The 24,527-nt window shown below is 36.7% G+C and carries 16 protein-coding genes and 1 riboswitch; of the genes, 11 read left to right on the top strand and 5 right to left on the bottom strand.

Annotation, left to right across the window (positions count from 1 at the left end; translation table 11 throughout):
• Positions 1-145 precede the first annotated feature (145 nt).
• The 3 genes from gcvPA to CACET_RS18465 all read left to right on the top strand — a co-directional run bounded on the left by gcvPA (position 146) and on the right by CACET_RS18465 (position 4,247).
• Entirely contained in the window at positions 146-1,486 is a 1,341-nt protein-coding gene (gene gcvPA, locus CACET_RS18475) for an aminomethyl-transferring glycine dehydrogenase subunit GcvPA (protein ID WP_044825558.1), read from the top strand.
• The gene (gene gcvPB, locus CACET_RS18470) at positions 1,487-2,950 is read left to right on the top strand and encodes an aminomethyl-transferring glycine dehydrogenase subunit GcvPB (RefSeq protein ID WP_044825557.1); all 1,464 of its coding nucleotides are present in this window, start codon (positions 1,487-1,489) and stop codon (positions 2,948-2,950) included.
• A gap of 388 nt (positions 2,951-3,338) precedes the next feature.
• Positions 3,339-4,247: an amidohydrolase family protein gene (locus CACET_RS18465; RefSeq protein ID WP_044825556.1), complete on the top strand. Its 909-nt coding sequence runs from the start codon at positions 3,339-3,341 to the stop codon at positions 4,245-4,247.
• A gap of 23 nt (positions 4,248-4,270) precedes the next feature.
• On the opposite strand, the gene CACET_RS18460 is transcribed toward CACET_RS18465, so the two are convergent.
• Together CACET_RS18460 and CACET_RS18455 are read right to left on the bottom strand one after the other, a co-directional pair.
• Positions 4,271-5,629: an NCS2 family permease gene (locus CACET_RS18460; RefSeq protein WP_144414808.1), complete on the bottom strand. Its 1,359-nt coding sequence runs from the start codon at positions 5,627-5,629 to the stop codon at positions 4,271-4,273.
• A 60-nt stretch (positions 5,630-5,689) separates the two neighbouring features.
• Positions 5,690-5,792: riboswitch (purine riboswitch) on the bottom strand.
• Positions 5,793-6,188: 396 nt separating this feature from the next.
• Positions 6,189-7,745: an ABC-F family ATP-binding cassette domain-containing protein gene (locus CACET_RS18455; protein WP_044825555.1), complete on the bottom strand. Its 1,557-nt coding sequence runs from the start codon at positions 7,743-7,745 to the stop codon at positions 6,189-6,191.
• Positions 7,746-8,111: 366 nt separating this feature from the next.
• Here CACET_RS18455 and CACET_RS18450 point away from each other — a divergent pair, with 366 nt between their 5' ends.
• From CACET_RS18450 to CACET_RS18420, 7 genes are all read left to right on the top strand, one after another.
• Complete coding sequence (locus tag CACET_RS18450; RefSeq protein ID WP_052661500.1) at positions 8,112-11,624, top strand: response regulator; 3,513 nt, start codon at positions 8,112-8,114, stop codon at positions 11,622-11,624.
• On the top strand, positions 11,621-12,460 hold the full coding sequence (locus tag CACET_RS18445; protein WP_242846945.1) for a CheR family methyltransferase: 840 nt from the start codon (positions 11,621-11,623) through the stop codon (positions 12,458-12,460). The genes CACET_RS18450 and CACET_RS18445 overlap by 4 nt, the downstream gene beginning before the upstream one ends.
• 34 nt (positions 12,461-12,494) lie before the next feature.
• On the top strand, positions 12,495-13,058 hold the full coding sequence (locus CACET_RS18440) for a chemotaxis protein CheB (protein ID WP_044825554.1): 564 nt from the start codon (positions 12,495-12,497) through the stop codon (positions 13,056-13,058).
• Positions 13,059-13,062: 4 nt separating this feature from the next.
• Positions 13,063-14,064, top strand: coding sequence for a GGDEF domain-containing response regulator (locus CACET_RS18435; protein WP_044825553.1), 1,002 nt, complete (start codon positions 13,063-13,065; stop codon positions 14,062-14,064).
• 157 nt (positions 14,065-14,221) lie between these two features.
• Positions 14,222-14,980: a hypothetical protein gene (locus tag CACET_RS18430; protein ID WP_044825552.1), complete on the top strand. Its 759-nt coding sequence runs from the start codon at positions 14,222-14,224 to the stop codon at positions 14,978-14,980.
• Between the two features lie 5 nt (positions 14,981-14,985).
• A complete protein-coding gene (locus CACET_RS18425; protein ID WP_044825704.1) occupies positions 14,986-16,191 on the top strand; it encodes a glycosyltransferase family 2 protein in 1,206 nt (401 codons plus the stop codon).
• 252 nt (positions 16,192-16,443) lie between these two features.
• Positions 16,444-17,853 carry an NAD(P)/FAD-dependent oxidoreductase gene (locus tag CACET_RS18420; RefSeq protein WP_479722644.1) on the top strand — a complete coding sequence of 470 codons (1,410 nt, stop codon included), beginning with the start codon at positions 16,444-16,446 and terminating at the stop codon, positions 17,851-17,853.
• Positions 17,854-18,063: 210 nt separating this feature from the next.
• On the opposite strand, the gene CACET_RS18415 is transcribed toward CACET_RS18420, so the two are convergent.
• Both CACET_RS18415 and CACET_RS18410 read right to left on the bottom strand, forming a co-directional pair.
• Positions 18,064-18,933 (bottom strand): CAP domain-containing protein, encoded by an 870-nt coding sequence (locus tag CACET_RS18415; RefSeq protein WP_044825550.1) that lies wholly within the window; start codon positions 18,931-18,933, stop codon positions 18,064-18,066.
• A 218-nt stretch (positions 18,934-19,151) separates the two neighbouring features.
• Positions 19,152-20,177, bottom strand: coding sequence for a branched-chain amino acid aminotransferase (locus CACET_RS18410; RefSeq protein WP_044825549.1), 1,026 nt, complete (start codon positions 20,175-20,177; stop codon positions 19,152-19,154).
• A 580-nt stretch (positions 20,178-20,757) separates the two neighbouring features.
• Here CACET_RS18410 and CACET_RS18405 point away from each other — a divergent pair.
• The gene (locus CACET_RS18405; RefSeq protein ID WP_044825548.1) at positions 20,758-23,043 is read left to right on the top strand and encodes an ATP-dependent Clp protease ATP-binding subunit; all 2,286 of its coding nucleotides are present in this window, start codon (positions 20,758-20,760) and stop codon (positions 23,041-23,043) included.
• A gap of 105 nt (positions 23,044-23,148) precedes the next feature.
• Here CACET_RS18405 and CACET_RS18400 read toward each other — a convergent pair whose 3' ends face one another.
• The gene (locus tag CACET_RS18400; protein ID WP_044825547.1) at positions 23,149-24,507 is read right to left on the bottom strand and encodes a PFL family protein; all 1,359 of its coding nucleotides are present in this window, start codon (positions 24,505-24,507) and stop codon (positions 23,149-23,151) included.
• Positions 24,508-24,527: the final 20 nt, after the last annotated feature.

Here is a 24,527-nt window from a genome sequence, read left to right as displayed (position 1 = left end):
ATTGGTATGTCATCATGCTCCTCTTTTGTTATTGCATAAAAGAAAATCTGGTTTCTAAAAATAAGCAAAGAAAAACATTGATGTAGCTGATAATTCATATGAAATTATAAAAAAATAAAAACTTCATCGTAAGGAGAGGATGAGAATGCACAGATATATACCCAATACAGAAAATGATATTAACCGCATGTTACAAAGCATAGGGGTAAAATCCATCGAAGACTTATTTCAAGATATACCTAAAGAGCTAAGGCTAGAAAGAGAGTTAAACCTAACAGCCCCTTTGTCTGAGATAGAGCTTACAAAACATATGAAATACTTAAGTAATAAAAATAAAAACATAGAGGATTTTACCTGCTTTTTAGGGGCAGGTGCTTATGATCACTATATTCCCTCTGTTATAAAACACTTAGCGATGCGTTCTGAATTTTTTACAGCTTATACCCCTTATCAACCGGAGATTAGTCAGGGCACACTACAGGCCATATTTGAGTATCAAACAATGATTTGCAATTTGACAGGCATGGATATAACCAATGCTTCTATGTACGATGGTGCCACTGCTGCTCTAGAAGCAGGCATGATGGCGGTTGAAAACACAAAAAGAAAGACATTGTTGGTTTCTAAGACTGTACATCCTGAGGTGAGGAAAGTCCTGGATACCTATATAAAGTTTAGAGATGTGAATATGGTAGAGATAGATATGGCAGAAGGTGTTACCGATATAGATCACTTAAAGTCTATGATAGATACAGACACAGCCGCAGTCCTTCTACAGAGCCCAAACTTTTTTGGAGCAATAGAAGATTTAGCAGAGGCGGAAAAAATCATTCATCAAAATAAGGCAATGTTGATTCATTATGCAGATCCTATTTCTTTAGGTATATTAAAAAGCCCTGGAGAACTGGGAGCAGATATTGTTGTGGGGGAAGGACAATCTTTAGGAAACCCTCTAAACTTTGGTGGGCCATATCTAGGATTTTTAGCCACTACATCTAAACTGGTAAGAAAAATACCTGGAAGAATCGTCGGGCAATCTGAAGATGTAGATGGAAAAAGAGCTTTTGTTCTTACATTACAGGCAAGGGAACAACATATTCGCAGATACAAAGCTACTTCTAACATTTGTTCTAATCAAGGATTAAATGCTTTGATCGCTACCATTTACTTAGTAACGATGGGAAAAAAAGGGCTAAAGGAAGTAGCAATGCAGAGTACACAAAAATCCCACTATGCATTAAAACAAATAACAAAAAGTGGTAAATTCAAACCATTATTTAATCAACCCTTCTTTAAAGAATTTGCAGTAAGCAGCGAAATAAGTAGTACAAAAGTCAATCAAGAACTAATGAAGCATGGAATACTAGGAGGATATGCCTTGGATCAAGACTATCCTCAGCTGAAAAACGCCTTGCTGTTCTGCGTAACGGAGAAAAGAACGAAGGAAGAAATAGATAAATTAGTTGAAATATTGGAGGTGTTATAAATGCAGGCTTATGATAAATTAATTTTTGAAGTTTCAAAGGAAGCTAGAACCGCCTATAGTCTTCCAAAGTGCGATGTGGAGGAGGAAGTTTTAGAAGAGATAATTCCTAAAGCGTTCTTAAGAGATGAAGAAGTTGATTTGCCGGAAGTTAGTGAACTACAGGTGGTAAGACATTTTACACAATTGTCCAATAAAAACTACGGTGTGGATACAGGTTTTTATCCTTTGGGTTCCTGCACTATGAAATATAACCCTAAGATTAACGAAGATATGGCCTCTTTAGGTGGTTTTACAGGACTACATCCCTATCAGCCCCAAGAAACAGCTCAAGGTGCTTTGGAGATGATGTATGGATTAGATGAAATGTTATCAGAAATATCTGGTATGGATAAGGTTACTTTACAGCCAGCGGCCGGTGCCCATGGAGAGTTGACGGGCTTGATGATGATAAAAGCCTATCATAAGGATCGGGGAGAGAATAAGAGGACAAAGATCATTGTTCCTGATTCAGCCCATGGAACCAATCCAGCCACTGCAGCAGTAGCAGGTTTGAAGATTGTAGAAATTAAATCAGATAAAAATGGAGCAGTAGATATAGAAAGCTTAAAGGAAGCTTTAGATGATGAAGTGGCGGGTCTTATGCTAACAAATCCTAGTACACTAGGTCTTTTTGAAGAAAAGATAAGAGAAATTGCAGATTTAGTTCATGCAGCTGGAGGACTATTGTATTACGATGGTGCTAATATGAATGCTATTATGGGAATGACAAGACCAGGAGATATGGGCTTTGATGTAATGCATTTTAACTTGCATAAAACCTTTTCCACTCCTCATGGAGGAGGAGGTCCAGGCAGCGGCCCAGTAGGAGTAAAAAGCAAGTTAGCAAAATATCTCCCAGTGCCGGTTGTAGAAAAGAGAGGGAATGATTACTTATTGGACTATGATCGTCCCCACAGTATTGGTAAAATGAAGAACTTTTATGGTCACTTTGGCATCATGATTAGGGCCTATGCCTATATACTGACGATGGGTGCTGCTGGTCTAAAAGAAGTAAGTCAAAGAGCAGTGGTGAATGCAAACTATATGATGCACAAATTAAAAGAGTATTATCACTTACCTATAGAGCAAGTATGTAAACACGAATTTGTCTTGGGAGGCATTGCAAAAAACGCAAAAGAAACTTCAACGATGGATATTGCAAAACGGATGCTGGACTACGGCTATCATCCTCCAACCATCTATTTTCCTTTAATCATAAAAGAAGCTATCATGGTAGAGCCTACAGAAACAGAAAGCTTAGAAACCATGGATGAGTTTATAGAGGTTATGATCAAAATTGCTCAAGAAGCAGAGGAAAACCCAGAACTATTAAAAAATGCACCTTATCATACACCTGTAAGAAGGATCGATGAAACAAAGGCAGCTAAGAATCTTACAGTAAAGTGGGAAAGAAGTAAGGAATAGCAGCAAAAGTTTTAGAAGGATTTATCTTCTCGCTGTCGTATTTGTTTTTGTATAACTATTATAGGCGTTAACTTAACACAATTATTGCCAAAATTCTCTGGAACTGTCATCCTGAGCATAACGAAGGATCTTGGAATAACGAAGAGTTCTGCTAATACTAAGATCCTTCGACTCCACTTTGCTCCCCTCAGGATGACAAATTATGGATTAAGTTAACGCTATAGATGTGCGCCCCTAAATTTTAATATACTAAGGGCTACATTTGCAGCCTGCGGTTTTGAGGCGAAACCGTAGACCGTGTATATTAAAATTTAACTTTAGAAGCGCATATCTATAATGCTATAACTATCTAAAAACTTCTACAAAAACAAAGAAAGTAGGTACTGCAATGTTGATTGATGCACATGTACATGTAGCCTTGAACCCCTTATATAACAGACAGACATGGGAAGCTGCCGATAGGGGGAAGAAAGTAGCTTGGTTAAGGGAAATTTTACAGCAGTATAAGAGGCGTGGAATTTATATCTTAAGAGACGGTGGAGATAGAATTTTTGCTTCTAAATTAGCTAGAGAAGTTGCTGAAGAAGAAGGGATGATTTATAAGTCTCCTATATATGGCCTATATAAAAAAGGGCATTATGGTTCTTTTTTAGGAAAACCTATAGAGGATTTAGGGGATTTTAAAAGGGAGTTTAAACTTCTTTTAGAACACCAACTAGATCATTTAAAAATTATCTTGACAGGTATGGTAAACTTCCAAAAATATGGAGATGTTGGAGAAACCACCTTTACCTTAGAAGAGCTAAGATACATGGTGCAGCAAGCAAGGGCCTACAATCTACCTGTTATGGTACATGCCAATGGCCCAGACGGGGTAAGCAAAGCCATAAAGGCAGGGGTCCATACAATAGAGCACGGCTACTTGATGTCGGCGGCAGAAGTTGATGCTATGGCTGAAAAAGATATCATATGGGTACCTACTTTAGCGCCATTAGGAAATATTTTGGCAGCTAACGAGGATAGATTCAAACAGGAAAGAGTAGTCATCCAAAAGGTATACGATGGACAGTTAAAAAATATAAGAAGGGCTATTGATGCTGGAGTAAAGGTAGCCTTGGGTAGTGATGCAGGTTCTTATGGTGTTCATCATGGCAGTGGGCTACTGGATGAAATACAGCACTTTCAAGCAATAGGTATAGAAAAGAAAGAAGTAAAGAAAATTGCTTTTGAAAATGGCTTAAAGGCACTGAATATAGATACGGATACTTTAGAAAAAAAACCTTCTTACTATTTATAAGAAGGTTTTTTTGACACTTTCTACTATCCAACTGCAATTTTTATGATAAATAACACCACAATGATATACATTAAGGGAGAAATTTCTTTTCTTTTTCCAGCTAATAGTTTTAGTACTAAATAGCTCATCATACCAAAAATGATTCCCTCAGAGATGCTATAGGTAAGAGGCATCATAATTATCGTTAAAAAAGCAGGGATAGCTTCAGTGAAGTCATCAAAATCTATATCTTTTATAGGAGAGATCATAAACAATCCTACTAACACTAATGCAGGTGCCGTGGCCGCCGCAGGAATCATGATAAATAGAGGGGATAAAAACAGTGCCATCACAAACATAAAAGCTGTAGATAAGGCTGTAAGTCCAGTTCTGCCCCCAGCCGCAACACCAGCTGCACTTTCTACATAAGTCGTTACAGTGCTTGTACCAAATACTGCTCCCATAGTAGTACCTACTGCATCCGCAAATAAAGCTTCTTTTGCTTTGGGAATATTTCCCTCTTCATCCAGCATATTTGCCTTAGCTCCTACCCCTACAAGTGTGCCTACAGTATTAAACATATCAACAAATAGAAATATAAATAATAGGACTAAAATGTCTAGTGAAAATAAATTAGAAAAATCAAATTGAAATAGAATAGGACTCAAGGAAGGTGGTGCACTAAATAACCTTAATCCTTCAGGTAACTGTGTAACCCCCATAGGAATTCCTATAATCGTAGTGGCTAAGATACCTAATAGTAACGCACCTTTGACCTTCCGCGCCATAAGAAAACCTGTAAGCAGTAATCCTATGCAAGCCAGTAAAGGAGAACCGGAAGTAATATTACCGATGGCCATAGGCACACCGTCTAATACACCCTCTCCTATATGAAACATGCCGGTAACAACGATGCCAGAATTATATAAGCCTAGAAAAGCAATAAACAGTCCAATTCCCACCGACATAGCTTTTTTTACTGTCAAGGGTATAGCATGAACAATCGCTTCTCGAATGTTAAAGAAGGTAAGAAGTAGGAAAAGAATACCCTCTAAAAAGACAATTGTTAAGGCTGTTTCCCAGGAATAACCCATACCTATAACCACAGTAAAAGCAAAGAAAGCGTTAGGTCCCATAGCAGGAGCTAGTGCATAGGGCAGGTTTGCATAAAGTGCCATTACTAGGGTAGCCACGATAGCAGATAATGCGGTGGCAGTAAATAGTGCCCCTAGGTCCATACCGGTTGCTGATAAAACACTGGGATTGACAACGAGAATATAAGCCATTGTCATAAAGGTGGTAATGCCTGCCATTACCTCTGTTTTTACATTGGTATGATTTTCTTTTAATTTAAAAATTTTTTCCAAAGGGGATAGAGAATGATGTAACTTTGAGATTTCCATAATGTGCCCTCCTTGTAGTAGTAGACTTTCTTTTGAATTTGCGAAGCTCGCTGAGACGATTCATTCAAAATAAAAGTCTATAGTCAGGCAATTTACGGTTGGCCGGTAGAAACTTCGTGACCTTATTACACGAATTATATTAGACTTGAAGTGATTATTCTAATTTTTTTCATATTCATACTTGAGTCTCTACCTGAAATTTTTCCGACGGGTAGGACTTCTTTATTTTGTCCCAACAAGCTTGCTGTAGGACTTTACTATAATAATATATTTTCTATCTAAAAGTCAATAGATTTTACGAACTTTTTTAGGTAATGCAGCATTATATTCAAAACGTGTAAGAATAATATGATTAAATATATATATATTTGTTCGTGATAGTCACCGAAGGAAACGACCTCTCTTAGAAGGAACAATCTGTAAAAGCTCTTTATCTTTGATGGGTAAAAGAGTGGTCATAATCCTTCTTATTAAATAAAATTACCTCCGTAAAGAGTAAAGGCTACTGAAAAAATGGTGCTTTTTCAGTAGCCGCTAAAGTATTTACGAAGGTGATTTTCTAAACAATCTTAGTTGTCCAGGTTTCACAGTTCCAAACATCCGTAACAACATCTCGATAAAATTCTGGTTCATGGCAAATCAAAAGAAGACTGCCTTTATAGGCTTGCAGGGCACGTTTCAGTTCTTCTTTTGCTTCTACGTCTAAATGGTTGGTAGGCTCATCTAGAATCAGTAGATTGGTTTCTTTATTGATTAGCTTGCACAATCGCACCTTTGCCTGTTCCCCACCGCTTAGCACCACTACCTTGCTTTCTATATGCTGTGTGGTTAATCCGCATTTTGCTAAGGCAGCACGGACTTCATACTGTGTATAAGAAGGAAAGTCCTGCCATACTTCATCTATACAGGTCTTATAGTTGGCCTCTTTGATTTCCTGCTGGAAGTAGCCTATATGGAGGTAGTCACCTAGTTCTACTGATCCAGAGATGGACTTAATTTCACTGAGAATACTTTTTAGTAATGTGGTTTTACCTAGTCCATTGGCTCCCATTAATGCTATTTTTTGTCCCCGTTCCATTCTTAGGTTTAATGGTTTGGAAAGGGGTTCATCGTATCCGATAACAAGCTCCTTTGTTTCAAAAATAAGTTTACCAGAGGTTCTTGATTCCTTAAAATTGAACTCTGGTTTGGGTTTTTCTCTTGCCAGTTCAATTACTTCCATTTTGTCCAATTTTTTTTGTCGGGACATAGCCATATTTCTAGTGGAAACTCTAGCTTTATTTCTAGCAACAAAGTCTTTCAGTTCTTCAATTTCCTGTTGTTGTTTTCTATAAGCAGATTCTAGCTGCTGCTTTTTCACATCATAAACCTGAAGGAAGTTGTCATAATCACCAACATAGCGATTTAACTCTTGATTTTCCATATGATAGATCAAGTTAATGACACTATTAAGAAAAGGAATATCATGAGAAATCAAAATAAATGCATTTTCATACTCCTGGAGGTAACGTTTTAACCACTCTATATGTTGTTCATCAAGATAGTTGGTGGGCTCATCTAAAAGAAGAATATCTGGTTTTTCCAACAATAGTTTTGCCAGCAATACTTTTGTTCGTTGTCCCCCACTTAAGTCATGAACATCTTTATCAAGGCCGATATCCTCTAATCCTAGACCACGACCGATTTCTTCTACCTTTGAATCAATAGTATAAAAATCATTATTGGTCAAGGTATCTTGAATCGTACCCATGTCTTCTAATAGCTGCTCTAATTCTTCTGGAGAAGCTTCTCCCATTTTGTCACAAATTTCATTCATTTGGGTTTCTAAATCAAAAAGGTATTGGAAGGCACCCTTTAGCACAGTACGAATTGTCATACCTTTTTGAAGAACTGTGTGTTGGTCTAGATAGCCAACTCTAACTTGCTTTGCCCAATCTATTTGCCCTTCGTCAGGCTCTAGTTTTCCAGTAATGATGTTCATAAAGCTAGATTTACCTTCACCGTTTGCACCGATAAGACCTATATGCTCACCCTTTAAAAGTCGAAAGGAAACATTACTAAAGATTGCTCGGTCTCCGAAGCCATGACTCAAGTTTTTTACCGTTAAAATACTCATTTAAATCCCCTTCCTAATGTGATACTTCCTGTGTTTTTTACTTGCTCAATATATTTCTATTAATATACATTAATTACCTAGCATAAAAGTATCAAGTTTACTTAGAAAATACATAAACATACATAATAGATTATATATTAGATAACTGTTGTTTGAAAGTGAAACTTTTAAAATCTTAGAAGGAAAGTTTAGGAGAGAGAGTTGTTATTGAATATATTGGAAAACTATGATAAAGTTTCATTAAATACAATTTTATATAGTTTTTGGTGAATCTTTCACAAATAAGGTCTCATCATCTTTGTCTAGAGAATTACAGGAAAAAATTTTAAACGAGTGCCTAAAAAACATATGAGCGAGGTCATTAAAATGGAGCTGCTAAAGAACTTAAAGATAAGGACAAAAATATCTGTTGGATTTGGACTAGTATTGATTGTACTGGTAGTATCCATTTTATTTCAATGGCTTGGTTTAAATAGGTTGAATAAGGACTTTTCAAAGTATAGGGAGATAGCTACACAGGAAGTGCTAGCTGGGAGAGTACAAGCGAATTTCTTTAAAACCCATATTGCATTTAAAAACTTTATACGTTTAGAAGAGGCTTCACAGGAAAAGGTTTTCCAGGAGAATTTTTTAAAAATGGAGGGCTTTATTTCTGAACTAAATAGCAAGATCGACCACGAGGAACGTAGAGAAAGTATAGAAACTATCGCTAGGCTTGCTAAGGAATATAAAGAAAACTTTAATAAAGTTGTAGCATATAAAGCTGAGAGGCAGCAGATATTTCAAGTGCTTGCCAGCAAAGGACCTGAAATAGAGAAAAATTTATCGAAGATGATGGAGGTTGCCTATAACAGTCAAGAAGAAGACAAGATTTATGGTGGCAGTAAGGCCCTTAATCATTTGATGTTGGCAAGATTGGAGATTTACAGTTTTTTAAGAGACTATGATAGGACGAGGGTAGAAAAGGTAAAAAATGAACTTTTGGAGATGGATCAATGGATAAAATTCACTGAAGATGTTTTTCATACTTCTGGTGACAAAGCCCTCATAGAAGCAATAAAAGAAGATAAGGAAATGTACTTAAATAGCTTTATCCAGATAAGTGAGGTAGTAGAGGAAACAAATGCTACGATAGGGTATTTGCATGAGATAGGGCCAGAGATAGCAAATTTGGCGGAGAATATTAAACTTTCTATTATAGAAGAGCAGGATATTTATGGACCGAAGGTAAAGCGAGATAATCAAAGAGCCTTAATAAGATTAGGTTTTTTATCGGCATTGGGATTAATCATATCGGTGATTGTATCAATAGCAATTGTTAAAATTGTTACTTTCCCTGTAAATACAGTTACTAGTACTTTTAAAGATATTTCGGAGGGAGAAGCAGACTTAAAAGTAAGATTAGAGGTAGAATCCACTGATGAGCTGGGAGAAATGGCAAAGTACTTTAATAGGTTTATGGAGAAGTTACAGAAGATTATGAATGAAAATAAGGATCAAAATTGGATTAAAACGGGACAAGCAGAGTTAAATGAAAAAATGCGAGGCCAAGAAGATATGGCGACTTTAAGTCATAATATCCTATCCTATGTTGCTACATATCTAAAGGCACAAATTGGTGCTATCTATATCAAAAATGGGGAAGATACCTATAGGCTGTTAGGAAGTTTTGCTTATAAAAAAAGAAAGAATTTGTCAAATGAATTTAAGTTAGGAGAAGGAATTATTGGTCAATCGGCAGTAGAAAAGCAAGTTTTCATTATATCCAATGTCCCAGATGATTATATTAAAATAAACTCAGGAGTAGGAGAAGCTGTTCCAAAAAATATTGTTGTTGTCCCTTGCTTACTTGATAAAGAAGTGAAGTGCCTTATTGAACTAGGGTCCTTTCATGAGTTTACTGAAATACAAATAGAATTTTTGAATCAAATCAGTCAAAACATTGCCATTAATATACACGCAATAGAGGCTAGAATAAGGATGGAGGAGCTGCTTGACAGAATGACTGCACAGTCTGAAGAACTTAAAGTGCAGCAAGAAGAGCTGAGACAAAGTAATAGAGAACTTGAGGAGCAAACCCAAGCATTGAAGGAGTCAGAAGCACAACTGCAATCTCAACAGGAGGAATTGAGAGTCATCAATGAAGAGCTAGTAGAGCATACTAAAAACTTGGAGTTACAAAAAAGTGATATCGATAAGAAAAATCAATACCTAGTAAATGCACAAAGTGAAATTCAGGAAAAGGCCAAGGCCCTTGAGATCGCTAACAAATACAAGACTGAGTTTCTGGCGAATATGTCTCATGAGTTGAGAACCCCTTTAAATAGTATCCTTGTTTTATCTCAACTGCTTGCAGAAAAAAAAGATCGGACACCTCTTACAGAAAAACAACTGGAATTTGCAGGCACAATACATGCAGCAGGTTCAGAGCTGTTAAGGCTTATTAATGATGTTCTAGATCTGTCTAAAGTTGAAGCAGGTCAGGTAGATATCAATTTAGAAGATATCAAACTACGAGATTTAGCAGAAAGTATGGAAAAGTCCTTTAGGGAAATTGCAAATAGTAGGAATTTAGATTTTCATGTTCTAGTAGATCAAGAGGTACCAGAAACAATCTTCACTGATGTCCATAAGCTTCAACAGATTCTTAATAATCTTCTTTCCAATGCATTTAAGTTTACTGAAGAAGGAAGTGTTACTTTAAAAATTTCTTGTTCTGAAAAAGAATTTTTATCTAGTGCAGAGACAAGTTTAAAAAATCCAGTAATTATTTCGGTAGAAGATACAGGGATAGGGATTTCACCAGAGAAGCATACTGTGATATTTGAGGCTTTTAAGCAGGCAGACGGTACCACTAGTAGAAGGTATGGTGGTACAGGTTTAGGTTTATCCATTACCAAAGAGCTTGTCAAGGTATTGGGAGGAAAGATTCATATAAAAAGTCAAGAAGGAGAAGGAAGTACTTTTACTTTAATTCTTCCTATAGTTCCTGGTGAGAAAATAGACTATGAAGAAGTGGCAACTTCTAGAGAAGATAAGTGTGATCTATCTCATCAGGTAGAAGATCTAGAAAATTTCAAAAGATTGCTTGTGGTCGGTATGGATAGGGCTGAAAGCTATAAAATAGTAAAAACCTTAGAAAAGAAAGATAGGGTAATTTCATCGGTAGAAACTGGTATGGAGGCAATCAATCTATTAAAAACTCAAGAAATCCACTGCATGATATTGGATGTAAAACTTAAGGATATGTCAGGTTTTGAGTTTTTAGAAAAGCTGAAGGTACAAGAGATTGTAGAAATTCCTATCATAGTATACACAGAAAAATCCCTTACCCTCGACGAGGAGACATTACTACACCAGTATGTGGAAAGTATCATTATTAAAGGTGCTAGGTCTACAGAGAGATTGATTGGCGAGATAGATTTATTCTTGTCAAATCTGAAGGAAAGAAGAGAGCATAAAAGTCAAAAGACAATTCGAACAAATGAAGAAAAAGAAGAAACTTTGATAGGGAGAAAAATCCTTATTGTAGATGATGATATGAGAAATGTATTTACACTTTCGAATATGCTAGAAGAAAAAGGAATGGAAGTAATTGTAGGGAGAAATGGAAAAGAAGGCGTGGATAAGCTGCAAGAAAATGCTGATATAGATCTAATTCTCATGGATATTATGATGCCAGAGATGGATGGGTATACCGCCATAGAGAAGATTAGAAGAGATAAAAAGTTCTTTAAGATCCCTATTATTGCTCTAACTGCAAAATCAATGAGGGAAGACCGTCAAAAGTGTATTGAAGCTGGAGCCAATGATTATTTAACAAAACCAATTGAAACAAATAAACTATTGTCACTTTTAAGGGTGTGGTTATATAGATGATGAAAGAGAAATCTTTATATAATTTACATAATCAGGATATCGAAACAGAACTTTTACTGGAAGCAATATTTTTGAAGTATGGACACGACTTTAGAAATTATTCACGAGCCCATATTAAAAGACGGGTTTTAAGGCGACTTTCCATTTCTAAGTTAAGCAATATTTCTGAAATGCTTTATAGGGTGCTTTATGACAGAAAGTTTTTTGAAGTATTGCTTATGGATTTTTCTATTAATGTCACAGAAATGTTTCGCGATCCATCCTTCTACAGAGCAATCAGAAAAGAAGTCATTCCTGTTTTAAAAACCTATCCTTATATAAAAATATGGCAAGCAGGCTGTGCTACCGGTGAGGAAGTATATTCAATGGCGATCCTTCTGAAGGAAGAGGGTTTGTATGAAAGGGCTCAAATCTATGCTACTGATTTTAATGAGAAGGTATTACAGAAAGCAAAGGAAGGGATATATCCCATTGACACAATAAAAGAGTATACTTATAATTATCAACAAGCTGGGGGGACAACATCATTTTCTGATTATTATACTGCAAAGCGTGACTTCGTCACATTGGATGAAACCCTCAAGAAAAAAATGATTTTCGCAGATCATAACCTTGTGATTGACGGAGTATTTGGTGAAATGCACATGATCATATGTCGAAATGTACTCATATACTTCAATAGAGAACTTCAAAATAGGGTCATCCATCTTTTTTATGAAAGTCTATGCTATGGTGGTATTTTATGCTTGGGTTCTAAAGAAAACATAAAATTTTTGAACTGGGAAAAAAAGTTTCAAGTAGTAAATGAGAAAGAACGAATATTTCAAAAAAATTAATCACTAATAAAGGACTTGGCATGGAGGGATAGTAATGAAATATGAAGCTGTGGCTATAGGTGCCTCTACTGGAGGTATACGGGCCCTTAAGATGATTCTTAGCACCTTACCTAAGCGTTTTTCAGCTTCTATACTGATTGTTCAACATCTAAGTCCTTATTCAGATAACTTTCTTATACAGTATTTGAAGGACTTATGCAAAATTCAAGTAAAAGAGGCCAATGAGAAGGAGCTAGTACAGAAGGGATGTGCCTATATTGCACCTCCTAATTATCATCTGATGATAGAAAAAGATCGACACTTGTCACTATCGGTGGAGAAGAAGGTTAATTTTTCAAGACCGTCTATTGATGTTTTGTTTGAGTCAGCGGCAGATGCCTACGGTGATAGATTAATAGGCATTATTCTTACTGGTGCAAGTTGTGATGGGAGTAAAGGTTTAGAAGAAGTAAAGGCGAGGGGCGGATTGACGATTGTAGAAGAACCTAAGTCTGCTGAAGCGTACATTATGCCTAGTGCAGCAATAGCTAGAACAAAGGTAGACTATGTACTTCCGCTAGATAGGATAGGGCCATTATTAAATGATTTGGTGGGATGATTAAATGAAGAACAATAAGATAAATGATGAGATAAATATACTTATTGTAGACGATCGAGTAGAAAATCTTTTGGTGCTTGAAGGATTACTTGAATCGATAGATTGTAATATTATTAAAGCAACTTCTGGTAATGAAGCATTAGGACTAATGCTAGAACATGATATAGCTTTGGTATTACTAGATGTTCAAATGCCGGAAATGGATGGTTTTGAAACAGCTGAGCTTATGCGGGGAAATGATAGGACACGTCATGTGCCTATTATATTTGTTACCGCTATTTATAAAGAGAAAAGGTTTATTTTCAAGGGATATGAAATCGGAGCTGTAGACTATTTATTTAAACCTATAGAACCAGTCATATTAAAAAGTAAAGTAAATGTATTTTTAGATCTTTATAGGCAAAAAAAGCTATTGAAGGAACAAGCTCAATTACTTGAGGAAAAACTAAAGGAAGTTCTAGTACTGCAGGAGGCTAATGGAAGGCTTCATTCCCTTTCAAACCTTGATGGTCTTACAGGAATACCAAATAGAAGAAGCTTTGACGAGTACATGAAAAGAAGTTGGCGTGATAGTATAAGAGAGCAACAACCCATATCAATTATTATGATAGATATTGACTGCTTTAAGGCCTATAATGATCATTATGGACATATAAAGGGAGATGAGTGTTTAATAAAGGTGGCCAAAAGCCTAGCTGCTTCTGTCAAAAGACCCATGGACTTCGTAGCACGTTATGGTGGAGAGGAATTTGTTGCTATACTGCCTAAAACAGATGGAAAAGGGGCAACTTTAGTAGCAGAAGACTTAAGAAAAACCATTCAGCAGTTGGCTATTGAGCATAAATATTCTCAGGTAATTCCTTATATTACCGTTAGCCTAGGGGTGGCCACTATCATCCCAAAGGAATCTTATTCTATCGAAGCATTTATAGATAGTGCAGACAAAGCGTTATATCAAGCCAAGTTAGGCGGGCGAAATCGAGTAATTAGCAGCGGCATAAAGTGATTATGCTGCTGTTTTTATGTTTAAACTCAATCCTGCATGGGAAGTAGCAAAAATTGGTTTACATAAATTCTGTAAAATTTATAGGAAATAAGCAGTATTTATCGTATCATTAAAGATAATATATAAAATATTTATCATCTTAGGGGGGCAATCTTAGATGAAATATATAAGGGGCTTAACCATCCTATATGCTGGGCAATTTTTGCTTTTTTATATTACAGTCTTTTACCTGCTTTCCCAGGGGCAAGTAAGGTATTTTATAGGACAATATATAATTTTTATGATAGTATTCAATGCTTTATCAAAAAGAAGGAGTTTTCTTCTACTAGTGGCCTATAACCTACTGAGTATTGTAGTCTTTCTTATCGTGGGGTTTATAAAAGAATGGCAGACAGTTATGCAGGTAAAGGTAATTTTTCACCATCTTGTTTTCATAGTAAATATGAGTATGATCTATGGTAGCGTGTATTTATCGAAGGAGTTAGAAGAGGAAAACAATGCTTTGAGAAGGAAAGTAGAAACATTAGTTCAATATGTAGGAAATTCGGGATTATTGACTAAGAAGGAGTTTGAAGAAAGAAGCAGTTTAATTAAGAAATCGATGGAACGTAGAGGGGAAGCAGGCTATGAGATTCGTTTATGCTTAAGAAAGCAAGATAATTACGCTTATTCTGCTACATTTCATACATTGACCAATATGGCACTGGAAACCTTTAGAAGTCATTATGACTTAGTAGGCAAATGGGATGAGAACTCCTTTGTTGTGTTGTTACAGAACACTGATAAAGAGGGAATGGAGATTGCCATAAACCGCTATCTTATTAGTGTAAATCAAAAACTTCAGCTAAGCCAAGGAGAGTTAGATGTAGATATTCAAAGAATAGATCCTCAAAAGAAGGAGGTGAAAACAGCTTGAGATATATGTTATTTATAACTTCTTCTGTATTTGGTGTTGTAATTTTGTATTATTGTATCTTAACAGTTTTTGGTGTATATTATCGAGGCAAGCATAGGGAGAATCCAGGTTTAAAGTATTACCCAAGTGTAGATATCCTCATACCTGCACATAATGAAGGTAAGGTTCTGCAAAAAACTTTAGAAGCGATGGTGGGGTTAGCATATCCAGGGGAAGTGTATATTTATTTGTTAAACGATAACTCACAAGATGAGACAGCGGAAATTGCAGAAAGTTTTTCTAATAAGTTTAAAAATTTATATCACATACCCGTACCTGAAGGGGAACCTAAAGGAAAGTCTAGGGTTTTAAACTATGGGCTTCAGATTTCAAAATCGGAGTATTTTGTTGTCTATGATGCAGATAATCAGCCGGAGCCTGAAGCACTAAGAAGATTAGTAGAAGCGGCAGAAAGCATACCTAATGCAGTGGGGGCTGTAGGCTATGTAAGAACCATCAATGAAAATACCAACTGGCTTACACGAATGATTTCCCTAGAGTTCCAAATTTTTCAGTTATTGATGCAGTCAGGAAGGTGGACTTTATTTAAGACCGGTTCTTTGACTGGCACCAATATGCTTTTAAGGAGATCTACTCTTGATAAGATTGGAGAGTACGATGTGTATGCATTGGCAGAGGATGCAGAGTTAACGCTGCGAATTACTAAGGCGGGAGGGCTGTTACCTATTATCCCTGAAGCAGTTACTTGGGAACAGGAGCCTCAAAAAATTAAGATATTAATTAAGCAAAGAACAAGATGGCTTCAAGGTAATTTATATTTATTGGAAAAGATGTTTTCTTCCTTCGAATATTATAGAGGGAAAATGTTAGTACATACATTACAGCAGGTTTTGGTCTATGTTATTTTTTTAGTTTTTCTAGTGATTTCAGATGCGTGGTTTATAGCAGGATTATTGGGTCTGGTTAGGATGGATACATCCATTCCCATGATGCTGATATGGTATACCTCATATGTCTTATATACATCTCAACTATTTAGTGCACAGATCATGGAGAAGACCATCTCTCCATTAAATATCTTCATAGGTTTTATTATGTATTTTACCTATGCCCAGCTCTTCATTTTTCTCTTCTTTAGAAGTCTATACTACTATATAAAGGCTAAGAAAAAAAGACAAATCATATCGTGGGAAAAGACTATACGCTTTTAAAGAAAAAATTCTTCAACAAGAATTTTTTCTTTTTTTTTATGACAGTAATTACTTTCTTTTTTTAGTATAAACTATAAGGAGGATGTGTGATAGTTAATAGATTAAGGTTTTACAAATTTTTAATATAAAAGCCCTAGTCAAGGGAGAAGAAAACTTGTACAATATAATTAAAGAAAAAAATATTGTTCGACATAAGTCGAACTATTGGTTTTTATGTATAATAAAAATTCGATTTTATTTATTTTATAGGAGATGAGGATATTGAAATATGATGTAATTATTGTAGGGGCTGGCCCTTCAGGAATTTTTACTGCACTAGAGATGGTAAGGCAAAAGTCATCTAAAAAGGTTTTAATTATTGAAAAGGGAAGAGCCATAGATAAACGCCATTGCCCCAAGGAGGAAACTAGAAGCTGTGTCTATTGTAAGCCCTATTGTGATATAACCACAGGCTTTTCAGGAGCTGGAGCCTTTTCTGATGGTAAACTGTCTTTAAGCTATGAAGTGGGAGGAGACTTGCCAGATAAAATCGGGTCTGACCAGGCGCAGCAGTTCATTGATTATACCGATGGTATTTATCTGGAGTATGGAGCGGATACCAAGGTGGAGGGAGTAGAAAATTCTGGTGAAGTCAAGGAAATTAGAAAAAAAGCAATAGAAGCTGGACTAAAACTAGTAGATTGCCCTATCAGACATTTAGGTACGGAAAAAGCTCAAGAGATATATCTGAAGTTGCAGCATACTTTACTAGAGGCTGGGGTAGAGATTCGATTTCATACAATGGTTAAAGACTTCATTATAGAAGAAGGGAAGGCAAAGGCGGTTATTATAGCAGATGCAAAGACCAAGAAGGAGGAAGAAACACTGCTATCTGACAGGATTATTGTGGCTACAGGTAGAAAAGGAGCGGATTGGCTTCAGGAGATGTGTTTAAAGCATAACATTAACCATAGTGCTGGTACAGTAGATATTGGGGTTCGGGTAGAAGTAAGAAACGAGATTATGGAAAGGGTCAATGATGTACTATATGAGTCAAAGCTAATTGGTTATCCAGCTCCTTTCAAAAACAAGGTAAGAACCTTCTGTCAAAACCCTGGAGGTTTCGTTAGTCAAGAGAATTACGATAATGATTTAGCCATCGTTAATGGACACTCCTACAAAGACAGGAAGTCTAGTAATACCAATTTAGCCATATTGAGTTCCCATAATTTCTCCCATCCCTTCAATCAGCCAATCCAGTACGGAAAAAAGGTGGCAGAACTAGTAAATATGTTGGGAAATGGTAAGATTTTAGTGCAAAGATACGGTGATATTCTGGATGGCAAGAGGACTTGGCAGCATGAGTTGCAGCAATCCAACGTAAGACCTACGCTGCCGGATGCCATCGCTGGAGATTTGGCCTCTGCAATTCCCTATAGACCTTTATTAAATATACTAAACTTTATTAAGGCAATGGATATTGTAGTTCCGGGATTTGCCAGCAGGGAAACACTACTATATGGCCCTGAGATAAAATTCTATAGTAATAAAATCAACTTAGACGAAAACTTTCAAACTAATATCAAGGGATTATACTGTCTGGGGGATTCCAGCGGTTGGACAAGAGGTCTTATGATGGCTTCAGTGATGGGGGTATTGATGGCACGTGGGCTTGAAGGTTAAATAAAAGTTACCTATACAAGTTACAATAAAATTTTTACAACTTAATTACTACAACAATAAAGCAGATGCCCTAAGCCTTCCTATGTGAACTTAGTAAGTATCTGCTTTATCATGCTCTAAAGGTTAGTGTAAGCGGGATTCTCAATCAGGTGGAATAGACTTTCCACTTGATTTACTGATGTTGGTTTTAGCTGTAGAAGTTCACATTCTTTACTGAGGTTTACTTATAAACAGCTGTGTAAATATTTGACCATATCGGCCACTGGGTTTTACACCTATACCAATGTGAGTAAAATCCGGACTGAGAATATTTTTTCTATGCCCGCTGGAGTTCATCAGTGAAGTATGTGCATCTTCCACTGATGGGTTACCAGCAAGATTTTCTCCAGCGTGTAAGTATTTTATGCCAAAAGAATCCAGCATCTCAAAAGGACTTCCATAGGTTGGAGAATAGTGACTAAAATAGTTTTGGTCCACCATATCCTGAGATTTAATCCTTGCAACTCTAGTGACCTCTAAATCTACTTGTAGGATAGGAAGATTATTTCTTTCTCTTTCTTGGTTTACCAAGTTTATCATTTGTTCCTCAACAGCACTTAGCCCTTCAATGGCAGTATCCCTTGCGGGAGCAGCTTGGGGAGCAGGAGACTGGGTTTGGGGCTGTGCTTCTGCTTCAGGGGGTTGGTCCCCAGCCTGCACTTCCGGCACTGCATCCTCTATCTGAGGTTCTCGATCTGGGTCCATTGTTTGGAGCTGCTGCACATTTCCATCACGCACAACAGGTGTAGCATCTGTAGTATCTATGCTGCCGACTTCGTTGTTGTCAAGCTGTACAACATACCTATCATCCACCTGGCTTAATACTCTTATAACATCATCTCTGTTAAGGGTCTTAATGGTATTAAAATCATTACCAATACCTGCTTTTACATCCGCTGTATCAGCAGTAATTCTGCAATATTCTACTTCTCCCATGCCAAAGATGGAAGATTCATCGGTTTCCATGCGCTCATCCATTGGGTTTCTACAGGAGACCAATAGAAAACATAAAAACAATAAAAAAAGTACTTTCTTCTTCATAGGATACCTCCATCTTATATAGATGATTTTAGACAACTCCAACTATAGTATTGACAGATTCTTTATAAATATAAGCGGTGCTGAAGATAAATGATAATACTCTGAAGAATGTTATCATCACTGCTGTCAACCAAGATCCTTCAAGACGACAAAGTCTTCAAAAGTAAAAGCTTGCCTTTTTACGGCAAGCTTTTAATATGAATATGTACCTATGTAATTTACTTTACCTTTACAATCCATCCTTCAGGAGCGGTTACATCCCCGAATTGAATACCATAAAGGGTATCATAGAGTTTTTTCGTTACAGGGCCGACTTCAGTTTCGCTATGGAAAACATGAAGTTTTCCTTTATATTCAATACCGCCTATAGGTGTAATTACAGCGGCGGTACCGCAGGCTCCAGTTTCTTTAAATTCATCTAAATTATCCACCAACACGTCTCTTTCTTCTACCTCTATGCCAAGATAGTCCTTTGCTATATGCATCAAGGAATACTTTGTGATACTAGGTAAGATAGAAGGAGATTTTGGTGTGATAAATTTATCATCTTTTGTAATACCGAAGAAGTTTGCTGCTCCTACCTCTTCAATCTTGCTATGGGTAGCTGGATCTAGATAAATACAATCTGCAAAACCTTTTTTAACCGCTACTTCATGAGGATAAAGACTAGCAGCGTAGTTGCCTCCAACCTTTGCCGCTCCTGTACCATAAGGTGCCGCTCTATCATATTCAGAAACAGTAAAGTTTACAGGGGCTAGGCCACCTTTAAAATAAGGTCCTACAGGAACACAAAATACTGAGAATATGTATTCAGGTGCAGGCTTTACACCAACATTATCACCAACACCAATCACAAAAGGTCTTAAATACAAGGTTGCTCCTGTACCATAAGGCGGTACATAAGCTTCGTTTGCTTTCACTACTTGGATACATGCATCTATGAATTTTTCTACCGGTACTTCTGGCATTAAAACTCGTCTACAGCTGTCCTGCATACGCTTGGCGTTTTCATCAGGTCGGAAAAGCTGTACACCGCCATCCTTAGTACCGTAGGCTTTCAATCCTTCAAAACACTGTTGTCCATAGTGAAGGGCTGTGGAAGCTTCGCTTATAGCAAGCTGATTATCTTCTACCAGTTCTCCTTCATCCCATTGACCATCCTTCCATCGAGAGATGTAACGAAGATCTGTTTTGATATAATTAAAACTCAGTTTACTCCAATCGATATTCACATTTTTACTCATAAGGCCCCTCCCATATACAAATTTTTAATCTATTATAACATATTATATAGTATGTATGTAATTATAGCATAATAATACTAACTGTTATAGAAAACAAATTTTAATTTTTTTAGCAGGATTTTAGGAAAAAAAGTATAAATTATAGATAGTCTATTTTATAGATTAAAAAGATATCTAATCATTTATAATTTTACACAAGTTATCAAATAATAACAACTACCTTTGAAAACAGTAATATATTAAGTTGCAAAAGTTTTATTGCAACCTACATAGTTGTTTTTTCTTGCAGACAAAAAATGCTATAATGATGGCATAGGCGTTAACTTAGTACAATTATTACCAGAATTCTCTTGAACTGTCATCCTGAGGGTAGCGAAGGATCTTGGAGCAGCCAAGAATTTTACTAACACTAAGATCCTTCGACTCCGCTTTGCTCTACTCAGGATGACAAATTGTGGCTTAAGTTAACGCTAATGATAATGATGTCAAACAATATAGTAAGATAAAAAAAGTATATGGCTTTACATGGAAGGCTACTTAAAATCCACAATATTATATAAGAAATATGGAGATGAGATTTATGAAGAAATGTTCTATTTGTAATAAAAACACAGCAGTGGTTTTTGCAACAAAGTTTGAAAATGGAAAATCGGAGATGAAGGGGATTTGTATACCTTGTGCCAAAAAAATGGGTTTGCCGGTTGTGGATCAACTGATGCAGCAAACGGGGATGACGGAGGAAGAGATAGAAAATCTTACAGAGGATATCAGTGATTCTTTTGAAGAGGAAGAAATGGATATGGATGTGGATATGGATATGGGAGGACTAGAAAATCATCCTTCATTGATGAACTTGTTTAATAATACTTCTTCTCCAAATGACGATAGTAATACTTATACTTCCAAAGCTTCAGAATATGGGGATGGAAATGTTAAGAAGAAAAAATCTAAGGGAAAAAAGAAAAACTTAGATACCTTTGGAACCAATCTAACAGAAAAAGCTAAAAATAATGAAATAGATAGAATTATTGGAAGATACAGGGAGATAGATCGGGTAGTTCAAATTTTAAACAGAAGGACAAAAAATAATCCGATACTAGTAGGAGAGCCTGGCGTAGGAAAAACTGCTATTGCAGAAGGGTTAGCCCTTAGAATTATAGAAAAGCAGGTTCCTGCAAAGCTGTTTAATATGGAAGTATATCTCTTAGACCTAACCGCTATCGTAGCAGGAACACAATTCCGAGGTCAGTTTGAAGGACGTATGAAGGCAATTATCAAAGAAGCACAAGACTATGGAAATATTATTTTAGTGATTGACGAAGTGCATAATATTATGGGGGCGGGAGAGGTTCATGGTGGTGTCATGAATGCTGCTAATATTTTAAAGCCTGCATTAGCCAAGGGGGAAATACAGGTCATTGGTGCCACGACCCTTGAGGAGTATAGAAAACATATTGAAAAGGATACAGCTTTAGAGAGAAGATTTCAGCCGGTTACAATAGAAGAGCCTACAGTAGAAGAAACTATTGAAATTTTGAAGGGGATAAGAAGCTATTATGAGGAATATCATAAGGTGGAAATATCTGATAAGGTAATAGAGGCAGCAGCGAGACTATCAGAAAGGTACATTACTGATAGATATTTACCTGATAAAGCGATTGATGTTATAGATGAAGCAGGTTCTCGGGCGAATTTAAAGAATCAAGGCTTAGTAGAGTTAGAAGCTTTAAGAGAAGAATATAAAAATGTGCAGTGTAAAAGGGAATTAGCAGCAGAGGGAAGTAATTATGAAAAGGCAGCAGAATATAAGGTGGAGGAATGTAGACTGCTAGATAAAATCACACTTCTTGAGGACTCTTGTAGTCATATAGAAATCACAGAGGAGGATGTTGCCTTTGTCATAGAGACTTGGACGAAGATACCTGTACAAAAAATTACAGAAAAAGAAGCTCAAAAACTCCTTAAGCTAGAGGATCAGTTGCATCAGCGTATCGTAGGCCAACAAGAAGCTATTAAAAGTCTGGCTAGAACGATACGGCGTAATCGCTCAGGATTTAGAAAAAAGAAGAAACCTGCTTCCTTTATATTTGTAGGACCTACGGGAGTAGGGAAGACAGAAGTAGTAAGGGCTTTAGCAGAGGAACTTTTCGGTAGTGAAGAAGCAATGATTCGCATGGATATGTCAGAATATATGGAAAAGCACACAGTTTCTAAATTAATCGGGGCACCTCCAGGATATGTAGGTTATGATCAGGGAGGACAATTGACGGAGAAGGTAAGAAGAAGACCTTATTCTGTAATTCTTCTAGATGAAATGGAAAAAGCACATCCCGATGTATTTAACCTACTATTACAAATTCTTGAGGATGGTAGACTGACAGATAGTCAGGGAAGAACTGTTTATTTTGAAAACAGCATTATTATTATGACTTCTAATATAGGGACCCAACTAAAATCCACCGGCATTGGTTTTGGGAAGGATCATTATGAAGCTTTAGAGAGCCGCATAAAAGAAGCACTAAGAGAAACCTTTAGACCAGAGTTTTTAAACAGAATAGATGAAACGATTGTCTTTACTAAACTGAATAAGGAAGAACTTTATAAGATTATAGACTTAATGCTGAAGGAAGTATTAGAAGAGGTGAAGGAGAAGAATATGACGATAGAGGTTACTGAGGAAGTAAAATCCTTTATCTTAGAAAAGGGTTATGATGAAAAGTACGGTGCTAGACCTTTGCGAAGAGCCATTCAAAAGTATATTGAGGATGAAATTGCCGAAGATTACTTGCAAAATAAGTTTGTTGAAGGAGATCATATTAAGATCGACTTAAAAGAAGGAGAAATTATACTGAAGACAGCACTGTAGAATAATATAGGTAAGTTGTAGGTCTGGCAGTGGGATATAGAAATCTTTCCTATAAAAAAGACGATAGGGCAAGTAAAAGCTCTATCGTCTTTTTTAACAAAATTATTAATTTTTAAAGCTATGGACAGGTGCAGGAATTCTACCTCCACGCTGAATAAAGTCATCACTGGAAAACTTACTTACAGCCATAATAGGTGCTGTTCCTAATAAACCGCCAAACTCTGCCTCATCTCCTATTGTTTTACCATGAACAGGAATAATTCTAACGCCTGTTGTTTTATTATTGATAACACCGATGGCAGCCTCATCAGCAATGATAGCAGATATTGTAGATTCCGGTGTGTCTCCAGGAATCGCCACCATGTCTAAACCTACAGAACAAACACAGGTCATGGCCTCTAATTTCTCAAGATTTAATGAACCAGCCTTTACAGCAGCAATCATGCCTTCATCTTCACTAACAGGAATAAATGCTCCACTTAAGCCCCCTACATGAGAAGAAGCCATGATGCCTCCTTTTTTTACAGCATCATTTAAAAGAGCCAGGGCAGCAGTTGTTCCATGACAGCCACAGCTTTCTAAACCCATTTCCTCTAAAATTCTTGCTACACTATCTCCTATAGCAGGAGTAGGTGCGAGGGATAAATCTATGATGCCAAAAGGAACACCTAGTCTTGAAGCCGCTTCATTGGCTACTAATTGACCAGTTCTTGTAATTTTAAAGGCGGTTTTTTTGATGGTTTCTGCCATAACATCAAAGCTTTGTCCTTTTACAGTCTCTAGAGCACATTTTACAACTCCTGGACCGCTGATACCAACACTGACAACGCACTCCCCTTCTCCTACACCATGGAAAGCCCCTGCCATAAAAGGATTATCCTCTACCGCATTAGCGAAGACCACTAATTTAGCACAACCGATACTGTCCCTTTCTTTTGTTAGATAAGCAGCTTGCTTTATAATTCTGCCCATATCCTTCACCGCATCCATGTTGATTCCTGTTTTTGTACAGCCGACATTGATGGAAGAACATACTTTTTCTGTTACTGCCAAAGCTTCAGGGATAGACTCGATAAGGATCTTATCTCCCCGTGAGTAGCCTTTTTGAACGAGGGCTGAGAAGCCTCCTATAAAATTAACACCTACAGTAGCCGCTGCTCGATCTAATACTTCTGCAAAGGCTACATAGCTTTTGTCTTCACTGGCTTGAGCTATAAGGGCCATAGGCGTAACGGAAATTCTTTTATTGATGATAGGAATACCATATTCTGTTTCGATTTCTTCTCCTACTTTTACCAGATTTTCTGCATATCTTGTAATTTTATCATAGATTTTTTTTCTAGCTTGTTCGCCTGAAGTATCACAACAATCTAAAAGAGAAATTCCCATAGTAATCGTTCTTATATCTAACTTTTCCTTTTCAATCATTTTGATGGTTTCCATGATGTTATGAAAATTAATCATTCAGTTCAACCCCTAACTTT

The sequence above is a fragment of the Clostridium aceticum genome, assembly GCF_001042715.1.
Taxonomy (GTDB): domain Bacteria; phylum Bacillota; class Clostridia; order Peptostreptococcales; family Natronincolaceae; genus Andreesenella; species Andreesenella acetica.
The sequence above is the reverse complement of the archived record's forward strand: the minus strand, read 5'-3'. Positions and strand labels throughout refer to the sequence as shown.